We start from the raw sequence: 20,578 nt of genomic DNA, 5'->3' as shown, positions 1-20,578 counted from the left end.
AACGTTTCCTCAGCTGCCGAGGTCGCCCACTCCGGACCCCGCCCCGCCACCGTAGACTCCGCTGCGTGAGCGCCACCCCCACTGCCGTGGACCAGCCCGCAGAACAGCTGGCCCCGCACTCCGATGCCCCCTCGCGCGGGAGAAGCATGCTGACCCGGCTCGCGGCCCCCGCGGCAGCCGTACTCTCCGGCCTGCTGCTGTACGCCAGCTTCCCGCCCCGTCCGCTGTGGTGGCTGGTACTGCCGGGCTTCGCCCTGCTCGGGTGGTGTCTGCACGGGCGGCGGGCCCGGGCCGCGTTCGGTCTCGGCCTCCTCGCCGGTCTCGGCTTCCTGCTGCCGCTGCTCAGCTGGACGGGCGAGGAGGTGGGCCCGGTGCCGTGGCTCGCGCTCGCCGCAGCCGAGGCCCTGTTCGTCGCCGTGTGCTGCGTCGGTATCGCCGTGGTGACCCGGCTGCCGCTCTGGCCGGTGTGGGGCGCCGCCGTGTGGGTCCTCGGCGAGGCGGCACGCGCGCGCGTGCCGTTCGGCGGTTTCCCCTGGGGCAAGATCGCCTTCGGCCAGGCGGACAGCGTCTTCCTGCCCCTGGCGGCGGTCGGCGGCACGCCCTTCCTCGGTTTCGCGGTCGTGCTGTGCGGCTTCGGGCTCTACGAAGCGCTGCGGCAGTTCCAGACGTACCGCTCGACCCGCCGCGTACCGCGCGGGGGAGCGGCCCTTGCGGCACTGGGTGTCGTCCTACCGGTCACGGCCGCCCTGGCCGCCCTGCCGCTCGTCGACAACTCCGCGCAGGACGGCACCGCGACGGTCGCCGTGATCCAGGGCAACGTGCCGCGGCTGGGCCTCGACTTCAACGCCCAGCGCCGCGCGGTGCTGGACAACCACGCACGGCGTACGGAAGAGCTCGCCGAGGACGTCGCGGCCGGCAAGGTGCCCCGGCCCGACTTCGTCCTGTGGCCGGAGAACTCCTCCGACCTCGACCCCTACCGCAACAGCGACGCCCGCATGGTGATCGACCGCGCCGTGCGCGCGATCGGCGCCCCGACGGTCGTCGGAGCGGTGCTCACGCCGGACGAGGGCAAGCTGCGCAACACCCTGATCGAGTGGGACCCGGAGCGCGGCCCTGTCGCGACGTACGACAAGCGGCACGTCCAGCCGTTCGGCGAGTACATTCCGATGCGTTCCTTCGTACGGCTCTTCAGCTCCGACGTCGACCGCGTCCGCAGGGACTTCGGTCCCGGCGACAAGGTGGGCGTCTTCGACCTCGCCGGCACCGAGGTGGGGCTTGCCACCTGCTACGAGGCGGCCTTCGACTGGGCGGTGCGGGACACCGTCACGGGCGGCGCCCAGCTCATCACCGTACCCAGCAACAACGCCACCTTCGGACGCAGCGAGATGACCTACCAGCAGCTCGCGATGTCGCGGGTGCGGGCGGTCGAGCACAGCCGGGCCGTCGTCGTTCCCGTGACCAGCGGGGTCAGCGCCGTCATCCGGCCGGACGGCAAGGTCGTGCAGAAGACACGGATGTTCACACCGGACGCACTGGTCGCCGAGGTGCCGCTGCGTTCCTCGCTGACCCCCGCGACGCGCCTGGGTACGCTTCCCGAGGGCGTACTGGTGGCGCTCGCCGGAGCCGGTCTCGGGTGGGCCGTTCTCCGTGGTGTACGGGCCCGCAGGCGTACGTCGGAGTGAGCTCCGGGTGAGCTCAGGGTGAGTTCCGTCCCGGGAACGGCCCGTTAGGGTCGGATCATGGCAACTCCCGAATTCATCCGCGAGCTCCGGGCGACCGCGGGTCACCAGCTCCTCTTCCTGCCGGGCGTCAGCGCCATCGTCTTCGACGAGGCGGGCAGAGTGCTGCTCGGACGCCGCACCGACACCGGGAAGTGGTCGGTCATCGGCGGCATTCCCGAGCCGGGGGAGCAGCCGGCGGTGACGGCCGTGCGGGAGGTGTACGAGGAGACCGCCGTGGAGTGCGTGGCGGAACGCGTCGTTCTCGTACAGGCCCTGAAGCCGGTCGAATATCCGAACGGCGACCGGTGCCAGTACATGGACATCACGTTCCGGTGCCGGGCCGTCGGCGGTGCGGCGCGCGTCAACGACGACGAGTCGCTGGACGTGGCCTGGTTCTCGGTGGACGCGCTCCCGGACCTCAACGAGTTCTCCCTCCTGAGGATCAAGCAGGCGCTCACCGACGAACCCACATGGTTCGAGCCCACCACGCAGTTCTGAAGTATGGGCCGCGACCACATGGGTGGTGGGGTGAGCACTGCTTAGTGTCGTGACTATGACCGCGCCCACCACACCCTCACCGCACGCACCCGGACCCGACCTCGGCGGCCGTACCGCGCTCGTCACCGGGGCTGCGGGCGGCATCGGCCGCGCCTGCGCGCTGCGGCTCGCGGCCGCCGGCGCCAAGGTCAGAGCCGTGGACCGGGACGCGGAAGGGCTCCAGGCCCTCACCGGGCAGGCACAGGGCCTGGCGGGCACGGTGGAACCGCGGGCCCTGGACCTCATCGACCTCGACGCGGCGGAGCAGGTGGCGGCGGGCACGGACATCCTGGTGAACAACGCCGGACTGCAACTGGTCCGCGCCATCGAGGAGTTCCCCCCGGACGTCTTCCACACCGTCCTGACCGTGATGCTCGAAGCGCCGTTCCGGCTGATCCGGGGAGCGCTGCCGCACATGTACGGGCAGGGGTGGGGGCGTATCGTCAACATCTCCTCCGTGCACGGGCTGCGCGCCTCCGCGTACAAGTCGGCGTACGTCGCCGCCAAGCACGGCCTCGAAGGGCTCTCCAAGACCGCGGCGCTCGAAGGCGCCGAGCACGGCGTGACATCGAACTGCGTCAACCCCGGGTACGTCCGCACCCCGCTCGTCGAGCGGCAGATCGCCGACCAGGCCGCCGTCCACGGGCTGCCGGAAGAACGCGTGCTCGCCGACGTACTGCTCAAGGACACCGCGCTCAAGCGTCTCCTCGAACCGGAGGAGGTCGCCGAGGCCGTGGCGTATCTGTGCGGCCCCCAGGCGTCGTTCATCACGGGAACCTCGCTGCCCCTCGACGGCGGCTGGACCGCTCACTAGCTGGTTGAGTGTGCCCATGTTCCACGACCAGCCACAGAGCGGCAGCGAAACCCCGTACCTGGAACTCCTCGCGCGCGGGGCCGCCGCCGACGCCTACGAGCGGCCCGTGCTGGTCGCCCGCGCGGACGGCGCGACGCCCGAGGCGCTCGCCGCACTCGAAACCGCGAAGCTCCACGCGCTGCGGGTGCGCGCCGAACTGGAGGGGCGGCGGCGCCGCGAGGCCGAGCTGTCCGCGCTCTACGAGACCGCCCACGACCTCGCCGGACTCCGTGATCTGGACGCCGTACTGGCGGCGATCGTGCAGCGGGCACGGTCGCTGCTCGGCACGGAGGTCGCGTATCTGAGCCTCAACGATCCGGTGGCGGGCGACACATACATGCGGGTCACCGAAGGGTCGGTGTCGGCGCGCTTCCAGCAACTGCGCCTCGGCATGGGGGAGGGGCTGGGCGGGCTGGTCGCCCAGACCGCCCGCCCCTACGCGACCGAGAGCTACTTCGACGACCCCCGTTTCCAGCACACCTGGACCATCGACTCGGGCGTACGCGACGAAGGGCTCGTCGCGATCCTCGGCGTACCGCTCACCCTCGGCAGCCAGGTGATCGGTGTGCTCTTCGCCGCCGACCGCCGCGCCCGTGTCTTCGAGCGCGAACAGATCGCCCTGCTCGGGTCGTTCGCCGCGCATGCCGCTGTCGCCATCGACACCGCGAACCTGCTGGCGGAGACGCGTTCCGCGCTCGCCGAACTGGAGAAGGCCAACGAGATCATCCGTGACCGCAGCGGCGTCATCGAGCGCGCCTCGGACGTGCACGACCGGCTCACCGAACTGGTGCTGCGCGGCGGCGGCGTCGACGACGTGGCGCGCGCGGTGTCCGAAGTACTGCACGGAACCGTGGAGTTCGCGGACGCGGACGGGGAGCCGGCGGGAGCGGACGGCCATGCGGTACGGCGCGGCGACGACTGGGTGGCCACCGTATCGGCCGGCGGGGAACTCCTCGGCGCGCTCGTCCTGCACGGCCACCCCGCCCTGGACCCCGTCGACCAGCGCACGCTCGAACGCGCCGCCATGGTGACGTCGTTGCTGCTGCTGGCCAGGCGCTCGGCGGGTGAGGCCGAGCAGCGCGTACGGGGCGAACTCCTCGACGACCTCCTCGACGCCCCCGACCGCGACCCCCGCCTGCTGCGCGAACGCGCCGCCCGGCTGCACGCCGACCTCGACGCCTCTCACGTGGTGCTCGCTGCCCGCGTCGAAGCGCCGCGGACGGCCGGCGTCGAACGGGAGGGCGCGGACCGCAGGCGGCTCTGGTCCGCGGCCTCGCACCTGGCGGCGACCGGGCAGGGCCTCGCCGCGGCCCGCGACGGCGGCACCGTACTGCTGCTCCCGCTGGACAGCGGTGACAGCGCCGCGGCCCTCGCACGCCGGACGGCGAAGCACCTGGGAGGCGCCCTGCGCGAGCCCGTCACGGTCGGAGCCTCGGGACCGGTGGAAGCGCCCGCGGCCCGCCCCGGAGCGGTGGCGGGGGCGTACGAGGAAGCACGCCGCTGCGTCGACGCGCTGCGGTTGCTCGGCCGCTGCGGGGAAGGCGCCGCAGCGGAGGATTTCGGCTTCCTGGGCCTGCTGCTCGCGGACAGCGGGGACGGCCGTTCCGGCGGCGCCGTCGAAGCGTTCGTACGCCGCACGATCGGCGAGGTCGTCGCGTACGACCGGCGGCGGGGAACCGACTTGGTGCGCACCCTGGACGCCTACTTCGCGTGCGGGATGAGCCCTGCCCGTACGAAGGACGAACTGCACGTCCACGTCAACACGGTGGCGCAGCGCCTGGAGCGCATCGGCAGGCTGCTGGGTGCGGACTGGCAGTCGCCGGAGCGGGCCCTGGAGGTCCAGCTGGCGCTGCGGCTGCACGGACTGCTGTCGGCGATGACGCGCTGAAAGCCACGCGCGGGAACGTCCGAAGACCGTTCCCGCGCGTGGCTGTTCTGCCGTCGCTCGCGTCTGCCGCGTTCGCGTCTGCTCCGTTCGCGGCGGCTCAGACCGTACGAGCGTCGGCGGTCCGTACGGCGGGCCCTTCCTCTTCCTCGCCCGCCCCGGCCTCGATGTTCCCCAGATCCCGGTTCCGGGTCTCCTTCGCGCATCCGATCGCGACCACCGTGACCAGCGCGGCGGCGATGACGTACAGGGCGATCGGTGTGGAGCCGCCGTAGTGGTGGAGGAGGGCGGTGGCGATCAGCGGCGCCGGGGCACCGGCCGCGACCGAGGAGAACTGCGCGCCGATCGAGGCACCGGAGTAGCGCATCCGGGTTGCGAACATCTCGGAGAAGAAGGCCGCCTGCGGCGCGTACATCGCCCCGTGGAACACCAGCCCGACCGTGACGGCGAGGAGGAGGTTGCCGAAGCTCTTGGTGTCGATGAGCATGAAGAACGGGAACATCCAGAGACCGACCCCGACCGCACCGATCAGGTAGACGGGCCTGCGCCCGAGCCGGTCCGACAGGGCGCCCCAGGCGGGGATCACCGCGAAGTGGACGGCCGAGGCGATCAGTACCGCGTTGAGCGCCGTCTGCCTGCTCAGCTCCGCCGCTGTCGTCGCGTAGACGAGGATGAAGGCGGTGATGACGTAGTAGCTGATGTTCTCCGCCATACGGGCGCCCATCGCGATCAGCACATCGCGCCAGTGGTAACGGAGGACGGCGACCAGCGGCATCTTCTCGGCGACGGCGGAGGTGCTCTTACGGGCCTCGGCCTGGGCCAACGCGGCCTTGAAGACGGGGGACTCATCGACAGAGAGACGAATCCACAGGCCGACGATCACCAGTACACCCGAGAGCAGGAAGGGTATGCGCCAGCCCCACGCGAGGAAGGCGGAATCCGACAGCAGGGCGGTCAGCGCGGCCAGCACTCCGGTGGCGAGCAGCTGTCCGGCGGGCGCTCCGGTCTGCGGCCAGGAAGCCCAGAACCCACGCCGCTCGGCGTCCCCGTGCTCCGAGACCAGCAGCACCGCCCCGCCCCACTCGCCACCGAGCGCGAAGCCCTGGACGAGCCGCAACACGGTGAGCAGGACGGGCGCGGCGGTACCGATCGAGGTGTGTGTCGGCAGCAGACCGATGGCGAAGGTGGCACCGCCCATCAGCAGCAGACTCAGGACGAGCAGCTTCTTGCGGCCGAGCCGGTCGCCGTAATGCCCGAAGACAAGTGCCCCGAGCGGCCTGGCGGCGAAGCCGATCGCGTAGGTCAAGAAGGACAGAAGAGTTCCGACGAGGGGGTCGGACTCGGGGAAGAAGAGCTCGTTGAAGACCAGCGCGGCTGCGGATCCGTAGAGGAAGAAGTCGTACCACTCGATGGTGGTCCCGATGAGGCTCGCGGCGACGATGCGCTTGAGTGAACTGGGCGCTGGCGGGGCGGATGCTGGGGCGGCCATGAGTACCACTTCCGGACAGTTGGCGGGGACGTTTCCGTGTCGCCACACCGTAGGAACACGCAGGTCAGTGGCACATGTGGCGGGACACCATAGTTCCGGGGGCAGCTGTGCCCGCGGCCACCATGACAGGCACTTCGACGCTGTTCCGGCCGGCCGCGGCGGTGCCCGGTCACGTGCCTGCCGGCCGGCGGCGCGAAAGCGCGCTCCGGCGCACTCCCGGCGGCGGCTGCCGGGACGGGGAGCAGGCCGCCTGTCACCCGCCGTCCACTCGGTCCGGCGGGATCTGACACGACCGCGCCGGTGGGTGCGGGCCGTTCGCGCCACTCGCGGGGATACCCCACCGGTAGCTCCCCGAAGCGGGCGCCTCGCGCAAGGTGGTTCGCGGGATGTGCGGATGGCCGTAAACCATCGCCGTCGCGCGGAAGTGGCGTCGGGGATCCTGGCGGGGTGACGCCCGGTGGCGCTGACGCGAGCCCGGCACCAGGCTTCACAGCCGGCGTGGGGGGCGTAGGGGGCGGGTCGAGGAGGTACTCGTCGGTGCACACCACACCGGTGCTGTGAGCGTAAGCCAGGCCCTCTTCGCGGGTGGCGTGCCCGGTCGGCAGGAAGCTGCAGTCGTAGAGGAGTCACCACGGCATCGCCGAGGCGACGGCCCGGCTGAGGGACGCCGCCCCTACCCGGCTCCACCTCGCCCGCCCACTGGCCGAGGAGCTGCGCCGCCCCTGGGAACGCCCCGCCGAGCCCCGCCACCTCACCCGCCTCCACTCCCGGCCGGGTGCGCCGGGGGTTTCGCGACGTCCGCGAACAAGCACAGCGTCCAGCGCCATGACATCGGCAAGACGGTCGGACGCGCCGCATCGGTCAAGGAGCACCAAGTCCGGCGAGGTCAAACGCCAAGCCAGTACCCACGGGAGGGGACCCTGCACGCAGGCACCAGTACTGGTGACGCACAGAGCCATCCGGCGGGCAGGTGGATCGTTGCACGCACGATGATCAACATGCAAGGTCCTGTGTCATTTGACACTGCGTCAAGACCCCTAATTTTACGATTCGATGGCGCATCTGTATGCCGGCCGATGCTTTGAGTCTCATCACTTGGGACTCACCTGCCAATGCTTGACATGATCCATTGGCGCCGACCTAAATTTGCCCGAGTGTCAGCACTCCGGTCTCCGGCCGACAGGCCATCCAGGTGACCGCCCCGCCCCAATGACCCGGACACCTATAGGGATTGACGATTGCTCAGGTACGCCCGACTATTCAACACGGCCGACGTGGGACCACCTGAAGCAGATTCCCGCCGAGACCGACCTTGCCTGCCGGCAGCGGCTCGCCGCTTTGTCGGCACCCGCCTGACCAGGAGCAATGACACGAACGACAGGAGGAGGGCCGCCCCGGCGCGGTCGGAGCCGGAGCACACCCGGGCACACCCGTACACCCCGACGGAAGGAGAAACGGACATGGAGTCCAAAAACAGACTCCAGCGCACATCGGTAACCAGGCCCCAAGGTGCCTGAACGATTGAGATGAACAGGGCCCAAACACTGCGACAACCCTAGCCGTTAGTGCCGAAACGGACAGAAGAGCAGTATTTTCACGGACCACCATTCTGGGCGCAGTCAAGAGAGACCAGATTGAATACCGCACGAGTCGTAAAGCGGATGAATGCCTTCCGCATTGACGATCTGAGGCAGTTCGGAGGCGAACGAGCGCATGATGGAGATGGCCGACTACCTGCGGGCGGGGAACGCCGTCACGTGAACCCGCTGACGTACTCACCACGCCTGGTCAAGGCGCTCCCACCGCTGGATGTGTCCGGCCGGGTTCTGAAGGTGTACGGGATGTTCGCGGAGCCGGAGCGCTGCTCCACCCTCCCGGCGCCGGAGCGGCTGCAGCAGCAGGTCGCCTCGGTACTGCGCGAACCCCCGCAAGAGGGGGACCACCCCGTCGGCTTCCTGATCCTGCACTACGGAGAGGAAGGCGACTACCTGCTGGTGAGCCAGTGGTACGACGCCAACATGCTCAAGCACTGGGTGCGCGGCACGGCGGTCGACGCCGAGGGGAACACCACGGTCGCTCCCCTCGCCCAGCGTGACCTGATCGCCTGCGTCTGGGAGCTCGAGGTCATCAAGTTCGAGCGCGACGCCTGGGTCAACACCGTGCTGGCGCAAGGCCGTCTCGACCAGGCCTCGCTCGACGCGTACCTGGCCACGACCTTCTCGGGGTGGGTATGAGCCGCGACATCAAGGTGCAGCCGATCGAGCCGTGCCACCTGGACGCGCTGCTGGCGCTGTGTCGCGAGCACGCGGCATACGAGAAGGCGGACTTCCGTGAGAACGGCCAAGTCGAGCGCTGGCGTGCGGCGCTGTTCTCGGAGCGGCCGGCGCTGTACGGCTGGGTGGCGACGGACGGCGAGGAGCCCTGCGGCTTCATGACCGTCACCATCGACTACGCCACCTGGAGCGCCGAACCGTTCGCCTACATGGACTGCCTCTACCTCCAGGAGCCGTATCGCGGGATGGGGCTCGGCCGCATGTTCTTCGAGCGACTGCGGGAGTTCGCCGTCGCCCGTCGATGCGGCTGGGCCGAGTGGCAGACCCCTCCGCACAACGAGCTCGGCATCGGCTTCTACCGGCGGATGGGCGCCGGGGCCAAACCCAAGGTCCGCTTCCACTACGACGTTGAAGGGAAGGGTGTCTCGTGACGGATACTTCTCTGCCGGTGGCGTTGCCGACACCGCTGCCCCCATGGTCGCTCGACCCCGCGGACCAGGCGTTCCCGCCGCCGGCGCTCGGCGACATCGTCCGAGCGGCGGCGAGCAACTGGCCGGACCGCCCGGCGGTCCACGACGGACGAAGCGGTCTCACCTTCGCCGAGCTGGAGCGGCAGGCCCGAGCGCTCGCGGCCTGGCTGAGCGAGCAGGGCGTCGGCCGCGGGGACCGGGTCGCGATCCTGGCCGAGAAGTGCGCGATCATGCCCGTCCTGGCCATCGGGATCTGGAAGTGCGGCGCTGTCTATGTCCCGCTCGACGCCGCGCAGCCGGTCCCCCGGCTGCGCAGCCTGCTCGGCCGCCTGCGGCCGCGTGTCGTGATCGCGCTGGACGAGCGGGAGCCGGCGGTCGCCGACGTCCGCTGGGTGGGCCGGACGCAGCTTGACGCGGCCCTGTCGGGACCGGCCCCGGAACGGCCGGCCGTGGCGCATCGGCCCGAGGACACGGCGTACATCATCTTCACGTCGGGGTCGACGGGAGAGCCGAAGGGCGTCGAGATCAGCGTCGCCAACCTGGTCGCGTACTTCGGGAACCACAACGAGGTGCTCCGGTTCACGCCGGCCTCACGGGTCTTCAGCCTGTCGCCGTTCCACTTCGACGTGTCGATCGAGGACACGCTGCTGCCCCTGTCGCTGGGCGCGTTCGTCCACCAGTTCCGCGGCGTCCATGCCGGCGCCATCATGCGCGCGATCATCAAGCGCGAGCGGATCACGCATCTGATCGCGGTGTCCACGCTCCTGACCATGATCACGGAGAACGGGCGTCACGTCACAAGGGAGAACTTCCCCTGCCTGCAGATGGTGATGACGGGCGCGGAGGTCTGCGACCCCGGTGTCATCAACGTCTGGAAGACCGGCCTCCCCGAGGTACGCGTCATCAACGCCTACGGGCCGACCGAGGCGACGATCGTCTGCGTCACCCATGAGATCGAACGGGCCGACGCGGAGCGGACGAGCTCGTACCCGATCGGCCGGCCCCTGCGCGGCGTGGCGGCGCGGATCGTGGAGGACGGGGCCGAGGTCCACGAGCACGGCCGGGCCGGCGAGTTGTGGATCGGTGGCGAGCAGGTGATGCGCGGCTACTTCGGTCAACCGGAGGAGACCGCCCGCCGCGTGGTCGAGGTGGACGGCGTCCGCTACTACCGCACGGGCGACATGTGCAGCTATGACGAGGACGGCAACATCGTGTTCCGCGGCCGGAACGACGACGAGGTGAAGCTGGCCGGCCGTCGGATCCACCTGGGTGAGATCCGGCAGATCGTGCTGGGCTCCCCGGGCGTCGAGCGGGCGGCCGTCGCGCTGGTCCCGCGCCACGGCCACGACGTGATCGCCCTCGTGGTGATGGCGCCGGACCGGGCGGTGGTGGAGGACGTCGAGAAGCGGCTGGTGGACCTGCTGCCCGCGTACATGCGCCCGGCCCTCGTCGCCTGGTCGCCCGTGCTCACCGTGTCCTCGACGGGCAAGACGGACGAGAAGCTGCTGATGCGGCGGCTCGCCGAGGCGGCTCGGGGGTCGACCGCGACCCACTTCGCGTTCACGCCTGCCGGGGACGTCGAGCCCGTCGACGGGGACGGCGATGTCTGACACGCAAGTGCGGTCCTTGAACGCCGAGTTCGGCCGCCTGGCCGCCGCCAGGAAGATCATGGCGGTGAGGACGTCCACGGGCTCGCTCGCGGACGACCGGGTGAACGCCGAGCGTTGGATCTCGCGCTTCGGAAGCGCGGACGAGCCTGACGACGGCGCGGCGATCGACGCGGGTGAGCATTCGGTGATCATCCGGCCGGCACAGGAGGACGCGGCCGCCCCGTATGTCATGTACATCCATGGCGGCGGGATGGTCTACTACTCGACGGCCGTCTTCCGGCCTTTCCTGCGGGACTTGGCGAACACCCTGCACGCACCCGTGGAGGCGTTCGAGTATCCGAAGGCGCCGGAGCACACCGTCGAGGAGGCGGTGGAGCGGCTGGGGAAGCACATCGCGGCACGGTGTCGCGCGCTGGGGGACCGGCAGCTCGTCCTCGCCGGTGACAGCGTCGGCGGACTGCTCTCGCTCTACCTGGGCTTACGAGTCCTGCCCGGGGTCTTCTCGCGCATCGTGCTGATCTACCCGGTCCTCGACCTTCGGACGGAACGCGAGTCCTACCGGACGTTCGGCGAGGGCCACTTCCTCGACGGCGCCGCCATGCGGCTCTTCAAGTCGCTGCTGAACCCCTTCTTCTCGGAACGGGCCTTCGATCCGTTCGCCCTGCCGGAGAGCGATCTGACCCGGTTGCCGGCCTGCTCGATCGTGACGGCCGGCTGCGACGTACTCCGTGACGAAGGACTCGCCTGGGTGGAGCACCTGGCCGGTCGGTCGGTCGGGCTGCGGCATCAGCACTTTCCGGATCTCCCGCACGACTTCTGCCTGTACGCCGGCAAGCTGAATTCAGCCAGAAGTGCCGTGGCCGAAATCGCCGGGGCCGCATTTCGTCTTGAGGAGGGACATGTCTAGTCACTCATCGAATTCGCGGCGACGGTGGAGTTATGGATTTGCTTGACGGACGATCTTGCTGGTCAATAAAATTAGTACAAGAAATGCGAACGGAAGGGCAGGATTGAGAGTGGTAGTAAAAGCTGAGGCGGTAGCACTACCACCCTGGTCGATCGATCCTGCCGACGAGACCAACCCGGCGCCCGCTCTCGGTGATCTGCTGGTGGCTCCGGCCCTCAGGTGGCCGGACCGCGTCGCGATCAACGACGGCGACGTCGACTACACGTTCGCCCAGCTCGAACAGGGTGCCCAGGCGGTCGCGGCCTGGCTGTCCGGGCAGGGGGTCGGCGCCGGGGACCGCGTGGTGGTCTTGGCCGAGAAGCGCGCGGTCATGCCGGTACTCGCCGTCGCCATCTGGAAGTGCGGGGCCGTCTACGTCCCCCTCGACGCCGCTGAACCGGTGCCCCGGCTGCGAGGGCTGCTCACGCGCCTGCAGCCGGCGGCCGTGATCGCGCTGGACGACCGGGATCCGGTGGCTCCCGTCGGCTGCCGGCTGGACAGGGAACAACTGGCCAAGATTCTTTCCGGACCGGCGGCGACCCATTCCACTGTGGCCCATCGACCGGAGCAGGCCGCGTACATCATTTTCGCGTCCGGTGCGACTGGTGAGCCGCAAGGGGTCGAGAACAGCGCCGCCGGCCTCGTCGCCTATTTCGGCAACCACAATCAGGTGCTGCGGTTCACATCGGAATCTCGCGTTCTGAGCCTGTCGCCGTTCAATGTGGATGTTTCGATCGAGGACACGCTTCTTCCCTTGTCGCTGGGAGCCTTTGTCCACCAATTCCGCAGCCTCCCCGCCGGCGCCGTCATGCGCGCCGTACTCGGCCGGGAGCGCATCACGCACCTGATCGCGGTCTCGATGCTCTTGGCCATGATCACCGGGGACGGGCGTCAGATCACCCGGGCCAAGCTGCCCAGTCTGGAAACGGTGATGACGGGCGCCCAGGTGTGCGACCCCGCCGTCATCAACACGTGGAAACAGCAACTGCCGGAGACCCGTGTCATCCACGCCTTCGGCCCGCCCGAGGCCACGATCTTCTGCTTGACCCATGAGATCGAGCACGCGGATCCGGAACGCACGACCGCGTATCCCATCGGCCGGCCCCTGCGGGGCATGGACGCGAAGATCATGAAGGACGGGGTCGAACTCCATCAGCCCGGCGTGCAGGGGGAGCTCTGGGTCGGCGGTGACCAGGTCATGCGCGGCTACTTCGACCACCCCGAGGAAACCGCGCGTCTCGTCGTCGATCTGGAGGGGACGCCCTACTTCCGGACCGGGGACGTATGCAGCTACGCGGAGGACGGCACCATCGTGTTCCACCGTCACGGCGACGAGGAGATCACGTGGTTGGCGGGCCGCCGTACCCACCTGAGTGAGATCCGCCGGGCTGCGCTGAGTTGTTCCGGCGTCGACCGGGCGGCTGCCGCCGTGATCCGGCGCAACCAACGCGACGTGGTCGCTCTCGTCGTCACGTCGGAGGAACGGCAGGTGGTGGCCGACGTGGAGGCGCACCTGCGCGGTGCGCTGCCCGACTACATGCGTCCGGCCCTGATGGCCTGGTCGCCTGCTGTATCAACCCCATCGACTGCGCAGACCGATGAACGTCAACTGATCGAGCGGCTCACGACAGCAGCTCAGCAGTCGAACTCCAACTATTTCGCACTGTCGGCCGATGGCGCCGTCGAGCCTATTGAGAAGGTGTAGCGATGTCTGTAGCGGTGAAGGACAAGGTCGCCGAGAACTTGGAGGCGGCGCTGGGCAAGCCGGTGGACCTCGACCCGCTGCCCGACGACACGCCCCTCAGCACCCTTGGTCTGGACTCCCTCCTGACCATCAGCGTCCTGGTCACGCTCCTGGAGGACTGCGGCGTCGACCTGGGAGAGCACGCGGACTCGCTGGTCACTCCGAGCACCCTCGGCGATCTGTATGCCATAGCCGGCCGGTTCATGGGAGACGAGGACTCGGCCCCGAGCGAGAGCGGCATGTCCCGAGAGCAACGATCCCAGTTGGACTACTACCAGGAAAAGCTGGCCTACGAGATCGACTCCGCGGATCTGAAGGCGGCTCTCGAAGAAGGCCAGGAGCTGGTCGTCGTCGACGGCCGCAGCACCGAGTCCTACGAGAGGGAGCACATTCCCGGCGCGATCAGCATTCCTCATCGCTCGATCTCCCAGGATTCGCTGGCCGGCCTCTCCAGGACACCGCTGTACGTCGCCTACTGCGACGGCATCGGCTGCAACGCCTCCACCAAGACGGCAATCAAACTGGCGACCTCGGGCTTCCGGGTCAAGGAGCTGATCGGCGGCCTGGACTGGTGGAAGCGTGATGGCTATGCCACCGAAGGACACGCGTCTCGACACGATGCCCACGCCCACGTCGACTGCGGGTGTGCCGGCTAGGCAGCGGGGAGAGAGTCAGCCCGAGCAGAGAGATGGTAGTCAACCTGTGAGTAATCCGAAGTTCGACCAGTCGCAGTTGGACGTGGCGGTGGTGGGCGGGAGCATCGCCGGCTGTGCCACCGCGATCCGCTTCAGCCAGATGGGTTATCGGGTCGGGATCTTCGACAAGAAGGCGATGAACGACCAGTCCCACAAGCGGCTCTGTACCCATTTCATCCAGCCGCACGCGGTGCCGCTGCTGGCCGAGCTCGGGCTGGCCCATCTTTACGAGCCTGCCTGGTCCGTGCCCACCAAGGCCGTCTTCGTCACGCCCGGGGGCGTGGTCGAGGGACCCGGGGGCTACGTCCCCGGGCCTCCGGATTCATACGCGCTCAATCTGGAACGGCGCGTGCTCGACCCCGCGCTGCGAGCAGCCGCGCAGAAGCAAGGCGTCCAGTACATCGACTCCACCACCGTGGAGAGCATCGAAGAAGACGAATCCGGCTGGAGCCTCGATACGCGCGGTGAGACCGGTCCCCACCGCTTCCGGGCCCGTCTGGTGGTGGCTGCGGACGGGCGCCGTTCGCGGCTGGCCAAGGAGCTCGGCAACCCGACCGAACATCATCCGAACGAGCGGGCAGCCCTCTTCGGCTACTTCTCGGGGATCAAGACCCGAGAGGACAATCGCTCGGTCTTCATCATGAACGACCGGGACCTGGCCTGCGTCTATCCGCTCGTCGAGGGCAGGACCCAGCTCGTCCTCTTCGCGGACAAGTCACGGGTCGAGGGTTGGCACGGGGCGGACGGCCGGCTCCAACAGTTCTTGGACTACTTCGGTGAACTGCCGGACGCGCCCTCGGTGGCCGATGCGGTCCCGGAGACGGGCCTGCTGGGCTACAGCGACTATCCGAGCCAGATTCGTCAGCCGGTGGTGGGCTCGGTTCCCTTCGTCGGGGACGCGGCCCTGTCAGTGGACGCCATGAGTGGCGTCGGCTGTGGATTCGCGTTGGTGTCGGCCGATCTGCTGGCTCGCTCGTTCACCGACCGGTCGTTGGACAAGGCTGATCTCGGAGACGGACTGGCCGAATACCGGCAGCGGTTCGAAGGCGCCATCCTCCCTCACGTCGAGGGCATATGCGGGGACTCCCTCGTCGACAAGAACGAGGCGTCCCGGCAGAGGATGTTCCAGACCATCAGCGGCAATCAGGAACTGAGCCAGAAATATCTGGCCCTCACCGGCCGCATGCTGATGCCAGGAGAATTCCAACGAGACCTCATGCGTGCACTGATGACCCGGGGTGCCGCTGGTCTCAAACGCTAGCCCGGCCCATACGCCCCGTAGAGTCAAGAAACAGTGATATTCGTATGAAACAAGCTCCGTCACTTCTCATCGGGGTGCTGTGCGGCGTCAGCGCCAACCTGATCTGGGGGCTGGCATTCCTGATGCCGGTACTGCTCCCCGACGCGGACGCTGTCGCACTCGCGCTGGGACGGTACCTCGTCTTCGGACTGGTCTCGCTCGGCATCGTGCTCTTCACACGCGGCGCCGGGATGCGCGGCCTGGGCCGGCGAGTATGGTGCACGGCCCTGGCGTTCGCCTTCGCCGGCCACCTGGGCTACTACTTCTTCCTGGTGCAGGGGATCAGGCACACCGGGGCGCCCATCACCACCGCGATCATCGGAACGCTCCCCGTGACCGTCGCGCTGACGGGCAACTGGGTCCGCAAGGAGTTCCCGTTCTCGCGCCTGCTGATTCCTCTCGGATTCATCACGGTCGGTCTGGTCCTGGTCAACCTCGTGGAGGTCGACTGGGGAACTGCCCTCAGCGGTCACTCCGGAACGACTTGGGTGATCGGCATCGCGTCGGCGCTGACGGCGCTCGGCCTGTGGACGTGGTACGCGGTGTCCAATGCCAGCTTCCTCAGAAGGCACCCGGAGATCTCGTCGTCCGCCTGGTCCACGCTCATGGGCGTGTGCACGCTGGCGCTCTCGTTGGTCGCCCTGCCGATCGCCGCCGTGTCCGGCGGAGTGCACATCGAAGGAACGGGCTCGCTCCTTCCTCTGGTCATCGGCAGTCTGGTTCTCGGCCTGCTCGTCTCATGGGTCGGAACAGTGCTCTGGAACCGTTCCTCGGGACTGGTGCCGATTTCCATCGCGGGGCAGCTCGTCGTCATCCAGGTGATTGCCGGACTGCTCTATGTCTTCACGTGGGACGGCCGCATGCCACCGCCGTTGGAGCTGGCCGGAATCGCACTGCTCATCGGTGGCGTGCTGTTGGCCATCCAGCGTACCCGCAGAAATCCGCCGGCCGCTGAGACCCGACTCACCGAAAAAGCCGAGGTGAGTTCATGAACCGCGGGGCGCTGCGACGGTGAAGAGCGACCTTCAGGGCCGAAACCCGGCCGGGTACACACAAGGGGAGGACAGAGACTGATGTCGCGCGTCGCGTTCACGACTTTCGCCATCCTGAAGAAGCCGTACGGGAATCCCGAGGTTCAGGAGTTCGACGACCTGACGCCGCCCACGTTCGAAGAGGCGGAACGCAGCCCGGGATTCATCGCCCGGGCGAAAGAGGACCCCGACCAGAGTCATCTCACCAACTTCGAGCGGGACTGGGGCGACTGGGGCAAGTTCGACGTACCGCGCTTCTACACGGGCGGCCGGACCAACGAGACCGACAGCCGTGCTTCCACCCTGTCACTGTGGAACGATCTGGAGTCCGCCTTCTCCTTCGTCTACACCGGCCTGCACCGCAGCACGTTGCGCAAGCGGCACGAGTGGTTCCTCAAGCCCGAGTGGCCCTCCTACGCGATGTGGTGGGTCTCCGATGACACCATCCCCACCTGGTCGGACGCCTGCCACCGGCTGGAGCACCTGCACGACCACGGTCCGACTCCCGAGTCGTTCAGCTTCCGCCGGCCCTTCACCGCCGACGGCACTCCGACTCGGCTGCGCGGCATGGCCGAGCGGCGTGGGGCCGATGCCTGATCGTCCTCCCGGTCCGCGCCCATGACGCGCTCGGCTTCCCGCACGGCATGACGCGTGCGGAGATCGAGCTCTCCTCGCGCGGACCGGTGGTGATCGAAGCGCTGCCGCCGGCCCGGGTGGGCACCGAGTCTCGCCGTCCACCCGCCGAGTACACGCCACGCTTCGCCCACCGTGTCGCCGCAGGAGCCGGCCTCGAAGACCGCACGGCTCATCTCGACCGTCGACAGGCCGTCCGCCTGCTCAACGCGCCCGCGGTCCGCATCGCCGGCGCGCTGATCCACCTCATCCACTCCACACCACCCAGGGATTTTCTGTGATCACGCGTGCCTTCGACAGATCGGCGATGAGCTGGTCCTATGAGATGCACCTCCAACCCATGCTGTCCGCCACCGACATCGAGGGGCTGCCGTTCGGGTCCGTCTTCGGCAGTGTCCCCGCGCACACCGTCTCGAAGCGACACGCCCACCAGGACGGCGAGATGTTCATCGTCCTGGCCGGCAAGGCCGCCGTAGTGCTCGGAGACGAAGAGCGCGAACTGGGACCCGGCGAGGTCGTCTACCTGTCGCCCTTCGGCTACCACGAGATCCGCAACGAGTCCGACGAGGCGTTCGACATCGTCTCGATCTACTGGGAACACATCCCGAGCGCCGTCAAGGCCCTCGAGCAGGCCCCCCCGCGCGACGGGTTCCCCGAGCGGATGCTGGTCTTCTGCCCCCCGCCCACGCCCAACGGCGGCTTGCACCTGGGCCACCTCGCGGGTCCGTACGTCCGGGCCGACATGCTGGTGCGCGCGCTGCGCAGCATGGGCCGCGACGCCCGGTACGTCACCGGCACCGACGACCACCAGTCGTATGTCGCCGCCGCCGCGCGACTGCGCGGTACGGGCCCGGCCGACGTGGCCACGGCCGAAGGCGACGCCATCCTGGCGACCCTGCGCGCGGCCGGCATCGGCTGCGACCGGCTCACTCGCCCCGCCGGAGACCCTGAGCACGCCGACCGGATCCGGGAGCTGTTCGCCCGGGTGGCGGCCTCCTCCGCCGTCACGGAGGAGGAGCGGGAGACGGCCTACTGCACGACGTGCGACCTCTCGCTGCACCAGGCCTTCGCCCGCGGGGCCTGCGGGCACTGCGGCGCGGCCAGCGACGGGGAGATCTGCGAGGCCTGCGGCCGGCCCAACGAAGCCCGGGAGCTCACCGGCCCGCAGTGCCGGATCTGCGGCGCCCCGGCCGTCACCCGCCCGGAGCGGGCGCTGTGGCTGGACCTCAACGCCTACGCCGAGCAGTTGCGGGACTACCTGCGGGACTCCTACACCTCGCCCGACCTGCAGGCCCTGGTGGAGAGGCTGCTGGACGAGGGGCTGCCCCCGTACCGGCTCGCCCGAAGCAGCGAGTGGGGCGTCGCCGTGGGGGACGGCCAGGCCGTCGACGCCTGGGCGGACCTCGCGCTGACCTTCCTGGACGCTGCCCGAGCCGAGTCCGAGCAGGGAGGCCCGGCGAGGATCACGCTCTTCCTCGGCTACGACAACAGCTTCTACTACGCGGTCCTCCTGCCGATCCTGGCCTTCGCGGCCGAACTCACCGAGCACCTGCCCACCGCGTTCGTCACCAACCAGTTCCTGCACCTGGAGGACGAGAAGTTCTCCACCAGCCGGGGCCACGCGGTCTGGGCCGACGACGCCCTCGCCGCGGCGGGCCCGGACGCCGTACGCCTGGCCCTGCTGCGCAACGCCCCGGAAGGACGCGTCACGCGGATCACCCAGGAGCGCGCCGGCCAACTCGCGCGGGACCCGCTGTATCTCGACGCCCAGGAGTGGCTGGCCGGCTTCGCGGCCCTGACCGAGCAGTCCGGCGGCCAGGTGCCGGGTACCGGTGCCTGGACGGACGCGCACCGCGAGTTCTACCGGTACCTCAACCTGGCCACCCGGCAACTTGACGGCCTGCTGCTCCCGGAGTCGTTCAGCGCGCGTGGATACGTCCGCCTGCTGGAGTCCTTCGTGGCACGCTCCGCCGAGTTCCGGGCGACGGAGGAGGCGCTGCGCCAGGTCCCGTCACTGGCGGAGGAGGCGCGCACGAGCCTGGCCCTGGAGTACCTGGCGGCCAAGGTGTTCGCCGCGCTGGCCTGGCCGGTCGTCCCTGAGCTGTCCCAGCGGGTCTGGGACTGGCTGGGCCTGCCCGCGCAGCCGGTCCGTGAGGCCGACTGGTCCTTCCTGCCCTCCGGCACCCGGTGCGTGTCGGCCGCTCCCGGCCTCGCGACGGCTGCCGTCTCTTCCGCGGACGGACGAGCGTGAACCAGGCCGGCACGACAGCGCATCCTCGCGGTGGGGACGTGCCCGCCCGTGCGGACGTCGTGGTGGTGGGCGCCGGGATCACCGGTGCCTCCGTCGCGCACCACCTGGCACGCCGGGGTGTGTCTGTCGTCGTGATCGAGCAGTCGCCGCGGTCGGGTGCCGGGGCCACCGGCCGCTCCGGCGGCATGGTGCGTGCTTTCGACCCCGACACGGCGATCGCGGAACTGGCGCTGCCGAGCCTGGCCGCTTACCGGGACCCCGGGCGCTGGGCGTCGGGGCAGGCTCCGCTGCACGCCGTCGGCGCCGTGACCGCGGCCGACCGTGCCCAGGAGCCCGCCCTCCGGGAGGCCGCCGGGCAGATCAACGGCGCGTTGCGTACCTCGGCGCACGTGGTGGCAGAGCGTGAGGAGGTGGCGGGGATACGCCTGGCCGGCGGCGTTGCCCTCGTCGAGCCGGAAGCGGGCTGGGTGGCGCCGGCGGAGGTCACCGCGGACTGGCTGGCACAGGCACGCGCCGACGGCGCCGTGGTCTGCCACGGAGTCCGCGTGCTCGAAGTGGAGGAACGCGGCGGACGCCCGGCGGTGCTCACGGACGCGGGCGTGGTCAGTGCCGGGGCCGTGGTCGCGGCAGTCGGGCCCTGGGCGGCCGACCCGGTGCGCGGATTGCGGCCGGCTTCGCCGGTCCGATCGCGATCGATCCAGGTGAGCACCGTCGAGCGCCGCCCTCCTGCGCCGCCCCACGCGACCTTCGTCGACCTGCGCACCGGGCTGTACGCCAAGCCGGTCGGCACGGACCGGACACTGATCGGCATGCCGCACCTCGTGTGGGACGCCCCCTTCGACGCGCAGCCGGACCCCGCGCACGCGCAGGCCACCGTATCCGCCCTCACCGCCCATTTCCCGTGGCTCACGACAGCGGTGCACCTCAGCACGGTCCGCGCCACGGACGCGTACGGCTCACCCGGGGACGGCGGGCCGGCGACCGGGCTGCTGGAGGGCACCGGGGTGCCGCACGTGTGGTCGGTACGGGGCTGGAACGGCGGCGGCGTCAAGACGGCACCGGAGGCCGGCCGCCGCATCGCGGAGGCGTGCGTGGCCGACGCCTTCTGCGAAGTCGCCTGACAGCCGCCCGCCCGGCGGC

General features: G+C 69.5%; 17 protein-coding genes and 2 pseudogenes. 17 read left to right on the top strand and 2 right to left on the bottom strand.

Features of this window, described 5'->3' with window-relative positions; translation table 11 throughout:
• The first annotated feature begins 65 nt into the window (after nt 1-65).
• The 4 genes from lnt to ACWDZ4_RS22365 are packed head-to-tail and all read left to right on the top strand — an operon-like array spanning nt 66 to nt 4,999.
• Complete coding sequence (gene lnt / locus ACWDZ4_RS22380) at nt 66-1,682, top strand: apolipoprotein N-acyltransferase (RefSeq protein WP_451510165.1); 1,617 nt, start codon at nt 66-68, stop codon at nt 1,680-1,682.
• 57 nt (nt 1,683-1,739) lie between these two features.
• Nucleotides 1,740-2,219: an NUDIX hydrolase gene (locus ACWDZ4_RS22375; protein WP_451510164.1), complete on the top strand. Its 480-nt coding sequence runs from the start codon at nt 1,740-1,742 to the stop codon at nt 2,217-2,219.
• A 55-nt stretch (nt 2,220-2,274) separates the two neighbouring features.
• The gene (locus tag ACWDZ4_RS22370) at nt 2,275-3,072 is read left to right on the top strand and encodes a 3-hydroxybutyrate dehydrogenase (protein ID WP_451510163.1); all 798 of its coding nucleotides are present in this window, start codon (nt 2,275-2,277) and stop codon (nt 3,070-3,072) included.
• Between the two features lie 16 nt (nt 3,073-3,088).
• Complete coding sequence (locus ACWDZ4_RS22365) at nt 3,089-4,999, top strand: helix-turn-helix domain-containing protein (RefSeq protein ID WP_451510162.1); 1,911 nt, start codon at nt 3,089-3,091, stop codon at nt 4,997-4,999.
• Nucleotides 5,000-5,096: 97 nt separating this feature from the next.
• Here ACWDZ4_RS22365 and ACWDZ4_RS22360 read toward each other — a convergent pair whose 3' ends face one another.
• Together ACWDZ4_RS22360 and ACWDZ4_RS22355 are read right to left on the bottom strand one after the other, a co-directional pair.
• Complete coding sequence (locus ACWDZ4_RS22360) at nt 5,097-6,485, bottom strand: MFS transporter (RefSeq protein WP_451510161.1); 1,389 nt, start codon at nt 6,483-6,485, stop codon at nt 5,097-5,099.
• Between the two features lie 296 nt (nt 6,486-6,781).
• Nucleotides 6,782-7,111, bottom strand: a pseudogene (locus tag ACWDZ4_RS22355) (metallophosphoesterase); the annotation flags it as partial.
• Nucleotides 7,112-7,154: 43 nt separating this feature from the next.
• On the opposite strand from ACWDZ4_RS22355, the pseudogene ACWDZ4_RS22350 reads away from it, so the two are divergent.
• The 13 genes and pseudogenes from ACWDZ4_RS22350 to ACWDZ4_RS22290 form a co-directional block, all read left to right on the top strand.
• Nucleotides 7,155-7,308 (top strand): annotated as a pseudogene (locus tag ACWDZ4_RS22350) (NF041680 family putative transposase); the annotation flags it as partial.
• Nucleotides 7,309-8,242: 934 nt separating this feature from the next.
• Nucleotides 8,243-8,719, top strand: a complete 477-nt coding sequence (locus tag ACWDZ4_RS22345; RefSeq protein WP_451510160.1) for a hypothetical protein — start codon at nt 8,243-8,245, stop codon at nt 8,717-8,719.
• Nucleotides 8,716-9,189 (top strand): N-acetyltransferase family protein, encoded by a 474-nt coding sequence (locus ACWDZ4_RS22340; RefSeq protein ID WP_451510159.1) that lies wholly within the window; start codon nt 8,716-8,718, stop codon nt 9,187-9,189. The genes ACWDZ4_RS22345 and ACWDZ4_RS22340 overlap by 4 nt, the downstream gene beginning before the upstream one ends.
• A complete protein-coding gene (locus ACWDZ4_RS22335; RefSeq protein ID WP_451510158.1) occupies nt 9,186-10,838 on the top strand; it encodes an amino acid adenylation domain-containing protein in 1,653 nt (550 codons plus the stop codon). Before ACWDZ4_RS22340 ends, ACWDZ4_RS22335 begins: the two co-directional genes overlap by 4 nt.
• Entirely contained in the window at nt 10,831-11,745 is a 915-nt protein-coding gene (locus ACWDZ4_RS22330; protein WP_451510157.1) for an alpha/beta hydrolase fold domain-containing protein, read from the top strand. The genes ACWDZ4_RS22335 and ACWDZ4_RS22330 overlap by 8 nt, the downstream gene beginning before the upstream one ends.
• Nucleotides 11,746-11,854: 109 nt before the next feature.
• Nucleotides 11,855-13,489 carry an AMP-binding protein gene (locus tag ACWDZ4_RS22325; protein WP_451510156.1) on the top strand — a complete coding sequence of 545 codons (1,635 nt, stop codon included), beginning with the start codon at nt 11,855-11,857 and terminating at the stop codon, nt 13,487-13,489.
• A gap of 2 nt (nt 13,490-13,491) precedes the next feature.
• Entirely contained in the window at nt 13,492-14,184 is a 693-nt protein-coding gene (locus ACWDZ4_RS22320; protein ID WP_451510155.1) for a rhodanese-like domain-containing protein, read from the top strand.
• A 46-nt stretch (nt 14,185-14,230) separates the two neighbouring features.
• Nucleotides 14,231-15,484, top strand: coding sequence for an NAD(P)/FAD-dependent oxidoreductase (locus tag ACWDZ4_RS22315; RefSeq protein WP_451510154.1), 1,254 nt, complete (start codon nt 14,231-14,233; stop codon nt 15,482-15,484).
• Between the two features lie 44 nt (nt 15,485-15,528).
• Nucleotides 15,529-16,515 (top strand): DMT family transporter, encoded by a 987-nt coding sequence (locus ACWDZ4_RS22310; RefSeq protein WP_451510153.1) that lies wholly within the window; start codon nt 15,529-15,531, stop codon nt 16,513-16,515.
• Nucleotides 16,516-16,596: 81 nt separating this feature from the next.
• Nucleotides 16,597-17,151 carry a DUF3291 domain-containing protein gene (locus ACWDZ4_RS22305; protein WP_451510152.1) on the top strand — a complete coding sequence of 185 codons (555 nt, stop codon included), beginning with the start codon at nt 16,597-16,599 and terminating at the stop codon, nt 17,149-17,151.
• Between the two features lie 47 nt (nt 17,152-17,198).
• On the top strand, nt 17,199-17,468 hold the full coding sequence (locus ACWDZ4_RS22300; RefSeq protein ID WP_451510151.1) for a hypothetical protein: 270 nt from the start codon (nt 17,199-17,201) through the stop codon (nt 17,466-17,468).
• 26 nt (nt 17,469-17,494) lie between these two features.
• Nucleotides 17,495-19,438, top strand: coding sequence for a class I tRNA ligase family protein (locus tag ACWDZ4_RS22295; protein WP_451510150.1), 1,944 nt, complete (start codon nt 17,495-17,497; stop codon nt 19,436-19,438).
• A 38-nt stretch (nt 19,439-19,476) separates the two neighbouring features.
• A complete protein-coding gene (locus ACWDZ4_RS22290; RefSeq protein ID WP_451510149.1) occupies nt 19,477-20,559 on the top strand; it encodes an FAD-dependent oxidoreductase in 1,083 nt (360 codons plus the stop codon).
• Nucleotides 20,560-20,578: the final 19 nt, after the last annotated feature.

Source organism: Streptomyces sp. NPDC003016 (assembly GCF_053591455.1).
This window is presented reverse-complemented; position numbering and strand designations above follow the sequence as displayed.